Annotated in this window: 5 protein-coding genes; 3 read left to right on the top strand and 2 right to left on the bottom strand. The window is 65.4% G+C overall.

The window, feature by feature from the left end; all coding sequences use genetic code 11:
- The 3 genes from ntrX to hflX all read left to right on the top strand — a co-directional run.
- Positions 1 to 1,312 (top strand): nitrogen assimilation response regulator NtrX (gene ntrX / locus VF662_RS14800; RefSeq protein WP_464142628.1); only part of this gene is annotated, 1,312 nt, incomplete at its 5' end.
- A gap of 111 nt (positions 1,313 to 1,423) precedes the next feature.
- On the top strand, positions 1,424 to 1,921 hold the full coding sequence (gene hfq, locus VF662_RS14795; RefSeq protein WP_464142626.1) for an RNA chaperone Hfq: 498 nt from the start codon (positions 1,424 to 1,426) through the stop codon (positions 1,919 to 1,921).
- Positions 1,918 to 3,228 carry a GTPase HflX gene (hflX, locus tag VF662_RS14790; protein WP_464142630.1) on the top strand — a complete coding sequence of 437 codons (1,311 nt, stop codon included), beginning with the start codon at positions 1,918 to 1,920 and terminating at the stop codon, positions 3,226 to 3,228. Before hfq ends, hflX begins: the two co-directional genes overlap by 4 nt.
- Here the strand turns inward: hflX and mazG are convergent.
- Positions 3,225 to 3,989, bottom strand: a complete 765-nt coding sequence (mazG, locus tag VF662_RS14785; RefSeq protein ID WP_464142624.1) for a nucleoside triphosphate pyrophosphohydrolase — start codon at positions 3,987 to 3,989, stop codon at positions 3,225 to 3,227. The two genes, hflX and mazG, sit on opposite strands and share 4 nt — an antisense overlap.
- Before the next feature lie 68 nt (positions 3,990 to 4,057).
- Positions 4,058 to 4,615 (bottom strand): retropepsin-like aspartic protease family protein (locus tag VF662_RS14780; protein WP_464142622.1); only part of this gene is annotated, 558 nt, incomplete at its 5' end.

Raw genomic sequence — 4,615 nt, 5'->3', positions numbered from 1 at the left:
CTATGCCACCCGAATGGCGGCCAACAGCAGCGAGGCGCTTGCTGCGCTGGGCGAGCGGCGGCCGTCGCTGGTGCTTCTCGACGTGTGGCTGCAGGGCTCGAAGCTCGACGGCCTCCAGGTGCTGGAAGAGATCAAGCGGCGGGATCCGACGCTGCCGGTGCTAATGATTTCCGGCCACGGGAACCTCGACACGGCGGTCGCCGCGATCCGGCAGGGTGCTGTCGATTTCATCGAAAAGCCGTTCGAGGCGGGTCATTTGCTGCATCTCGTCGCAAGGGCCACGGAGACGGACCGGCTCCGGCGCGAGAACGAGACCCTCCGCGCCCAGATCGGGCAGGAGACGGAGCTCACCGGATCGAGCGTCGCCATCAATTCGGTGCGCGCGACGCTTAAACGTGTGGCGGGGACCGGGAGCCGTGTGCTGATCACGGGGCCGGCTGGAGTCGGCAAGGAGGTCGCCGCGCGGCTGCTCCACAATTGGAGCCAGCGCTCGAAGGCGCCGTTCGTCGTGGTCAGCGCCGCGAGGATGACGCCGGAGCGCGTCGAGGAGGAACTGTTCGGAGTGGAGGAGGGGGGCGAACTCGCACGCCCGGGCCTCCTCGAGCAGGCGCATGGCGGGACATTGTTCCTCGACGAGATCGCCGACATGCCGCTGCCGGCCCAGGCCAAGATTCTGCGCGTCCTCACCGACCAGAGCTTCACCCGGGTCGGCGGCCAGCGCACGGTGAAGGTTGACATGCGCGTCGTCTCGTCGAGCGCTCGCCAGCTCTCCGAGGAGATTGCCGGCGGCCGCTTCCGGGAGGATCTGTTCTATCGCCTTAACGTGGTGCCGGTGCATCTGCCTGCGCTGTCCGACCGGCGCGAGGATATCCCCGAGATCGCAGCCCATTTCGCGGCGCGGTTCGCGGCCGAGCAAAGGCTGCCGACGCCGGACTTCTCCGACGACGCGATCGCTGCGCTCCAGGCCTATGACTGGCCCGGAAACGTCCGCCAGCTTCGCAACGTCATCGAGCGGACCATCATCCTCGCCCCTGCGGCGCGGGTGGGGCAGATCGAGATCGACATGCTCCCGCCTGAGATCCTCAACGAGCAGGCGCAATTGTCGCCCGGCGAAGCCGTGAAGGCGATCATGGGGACGCCGCTCAGGGAAGCGCGCGAGACGTTCGAACGGGAATATCTGCGCGTGCAGATCCGCCGCTTCTCCGGCAACATCTCGCGCACCGCCACCTTCATCGGCATGGAACGCTCCGCGCTCCACAGGAAGCTGAAGGCGCTCGGCATCGGCGACACCAAGTCGGACGAGCCCGAATAGCCGCCAATGGCGAATTTCCTTCGGCCATGTTATTGCAGGGGCGGGCGGCGCCCCTAAGTTGGAAACAGCCGGCGACGGATCTGCTCTGTTTCGCCGGCAGGAGAGCGGGCAATGGCCGACAAGGTCAACAATCTGCAGGACATGTTCCTGAACAGCCTCAGGCGTTCGAAGACCCCGGTGACCATGTTCCTCGTGAAGGGCGTGAAGCTCCAGGGCATCATCACCTGGTTCGACAATTTCTCGGTGCTGCTGCGCCGGGACGGGCAGGCGCAGCTCATCTACAAGCATGCCATCTCCACGATCATGCCGTCACAGCCGATCGATTTGGCCGAGATCGAGCGTACTTTTTCCGAGCAGATGCAGAAGAAGAAGCCGACCCTGCTTCAGGAGGTCTTCCTCAGCGCGGTCCGGCGGTCCGGCGGGCCCGTCACCATGTTCCTCGTCAACGGCGTGATGCTGCAGGGCGAGATCGCAGCGTTCGACCTGTTCTGCATGCTCCTCCAGCGCGAGGGCATGTCGCAGCTCGTCTACAAGCACGCCATCTCGACCGTGCAACCGGAACATCCGGTAAGCTTTATAGAGTCGGATGACGAGGAGTCCGGCGGCTGAGCGCTTTCAATCGGGAGAATGACGGGGAAGTAAGCCGCGGCGCACGGGCGATCGTGGCGCTGCCCGAACTTGCCGCCAACGGCCGCCGCGACACCGAGGCGCGGCTGGACGAGGCCGCGGGTCTGGCGGAGGCGATCGGCATCGTCGTCGCCGAGAAGATGCCGTTCAAGGTGCGCGCGCCGAAGGCCGCCACGCTGTTCGGATCCGGGCAGGTGGAGACGATCGCATCGGCGGCGGAAGAGGCCGAGGCCGAGCTCATCATCGTCGACGCCCCGATCACGCCGATCCAGCAGCGCAACCTCGAAACCGCAACGAAGCGGAAGGTGATCGACCGTACGGGACTCATCCTCGAGATCTTCGGGGAACGTGCGGCGACCGCCGAGGGCCGGCTCCAGGTCGAACTCGCACATCTCGATTATCAATCCGGGCGGCTCGTGCGCTCCTGGACCCACCTCGAGCGGCAGCGTGGCGGCTTCGGCTTTTTGGGAGGCCCAGGCGAAACCCAGATCGAGGCGGACCGCCGCCTCATTCGCGATAGAATGGCCAAGCTTCGCAAGGAGTTGGATCAGGTCGCTCGCACGCGAACACTGCATCGGGCGCGGCGTCAGCGGGCGCCGTGGCCGGTGATCGCGCTGGTCGGCTACACCAATGCCGGCAAATCGACCTTGTTCAACCGGCTGACCAACGCCGACGTGATGGCCGAGAACCTGCTGTTCGCGACCCTCGACCCGACGATGCGCGAGATCGCTATGCCGGGTATTGAGAAGGCGATTCTCTCCGACACGGTCGGCTTCATCTCGGAGCTTCCGACGCAGCTCGTCGCCGCCTTCCGTGCGACGCTGGAGGAGGTGATCTCGGCCGATCTCATCATCCACGTCCGCGACATCTCGCATCCCGACACCGATGCCCAGCGCGAGGATGTGGAGCAGGTGCTGACCGAGATCGGCGCGATGGGAGAGGGGCGTGCCCCACTGATCGAAGCCTGGAACAAGATCGACCTGCTTGGCGAAGAGGAGGCCGATCGCATCCATGCCGAGGCGGAGCGGCGCGAGAATGTCGTCCGGATCTCGGCGCTCGGTGGGGAAGGGGTGGACGATCTCATCGCGGCGGCCGCGGAGAGGCTGAGCGAGGGCAACAAGGTTCGCAAGGTAACGCTGTCGGCCGCGGACGGCGAAGCGATCGCCTGGCTGCACGCAAATGGCGAAGTGGTCGACCGGCGCGACGACGAACTTGAGACCGAGTTCGAAGTCCGGATCAGCGATGCCGACTGGGCGCGCTTCCAGAACCGCCAGCGCCGGAGCGCCTAGAGCTCGCGCTTCGCCCGCTGCCAGAGCGCTTCGAGCTCGTCGATGCTCATGGCCTTGAGCGGCCGTTCGGACAAAGTCTCAACCTTGCGGAAGCGCGTCTCGAAGCGCGCCGATGCGTCGCGCAGCGCCGTTTCCGGATCGACGCCGAGATGCCGCGCATAATTGACCACCGAGAAAAGCAGGTCGCCAAGCTCCGCCGACCGTTCTTGGTCGCTTGCAGCGGCTTCGATCTCGGCGAGCTCCTCATCAATCTTGACGCGCGGGCCCGAGATGTCCGGCCAGTCGAATCCGACGCGGGCCGCGCGGCTCTGGAGCTTCTCGGCGCGCTTCAGCGCCGGCAGCGCCAACGCGACATGCGCAAGGGCGCTATCATCGTCCCGCTGGCCGCGCTCGGCGGCCTTCAAGGCTTCCCAGCCGGGGCTTTCGGCGGCGTCGCCGAAGATGTGCGGGTGCCGCCGGATCATCTTGGCGCAGATCGAGGCGAGCACGTCGTCGATTGAGAATGCGCCGAGCTCCTCGGCGATCCGAGCATGGTAGACGACCTGGAGCTGGAGGTCGCCGAGCTCGTCCTTCAGCTCGTCCAGGTCGTCGCGCGCGATCGCGTCGGCGACTTCATAGGCTTCCTCGATGGTATAGGGCGCGATCGTCTTGAACGTCTGCTCGCGATCCCACGCGCAACCATTCTCGGGGTCGCGCAGCCGGCGCATGATCTCGACCAGATCCCCCAGGGCGGCCGCTGAGGGGGCCTCCGCCTCAGACATAAATTAGTGCGATAATATACATTATGTAAAATACGCCTTTGTAGTTTTAGAGCCGACGACTAGGCCCCTCACGGCTTCAGAACGAGCCATTTGCCTTCCACGCCCCAGCTGGAGAGCGACGAGAGAAAGTTCATCCCCAACACGTCCGTATCGCCGAACGTCTCCGAAATGTGGACGGCGAGATCGCTACGCTGGATCTTGCCGACTTCCAGCCGCTCCGCTCGGCCCCGTTTGACGGCCACGGTGCCATTGGCCGTGTTGACGAGCACCGGAAAGCCATTGCTGGGCTCGATGCTCGCGCGCCGGGCCGTATCAGCCGAAATGCTCGTCACGGTAGCGCCGCTATCCAGGAGGAAGCGCACTCGCTTACCGTTGAGTTCGCCGTCGACCCAGAAATGACCGTCGTCCGACTGCTTGATCCGTAACGTCTCGCCGGCCTGAACCGCGACGGAGCCGCCGCCGCTCGCTTCCTGGTACACGCGCTTGCCCGCGCTGACGATCTCATCCTTCAAGGCGAAGATCACGAACGCGCCGAGGAAGATCAGCGCCCAGGCGGCGAACATCTTGAGGCTCTGGCCGAGCGGGATCCGCCGCACCAGCAAGGCGCTGCCGACGAGCACCAGCAG

Source organism: Allosphingosinicella sp. (assembly GCF_036387215.1).
In the GTDB taxonomy this organism is placed as follows: Bacteria; Pseudomonadota; Alphaproteobacteria; order Sphingomonadales; family Sphingomonadaceae; genus Allosphingosinicella.
The sequence above is the reverse complement of the archived record's forward strand: the minus strand, read 5'-3'. Positions and strand labels throughout refer to the sequence as shown.

What these genes read in the sequence shown, in the direction of transcription:
- hfq (WP_464142626.1), top strand. Translation starts at nt 1,424, where the DNA reads ATGGCCGACAAGGTCAACAATCTGCAGGACATGTTCCTGAACAGCCTC.
- mazG (WP_464142624.1), bottom strand. Translation starts at nt 3,989, where the DNA reads ATGTCTGAGGCGGAGGCCCCCTCAGCGGCCGCCCTGGGGGATCTGGTC.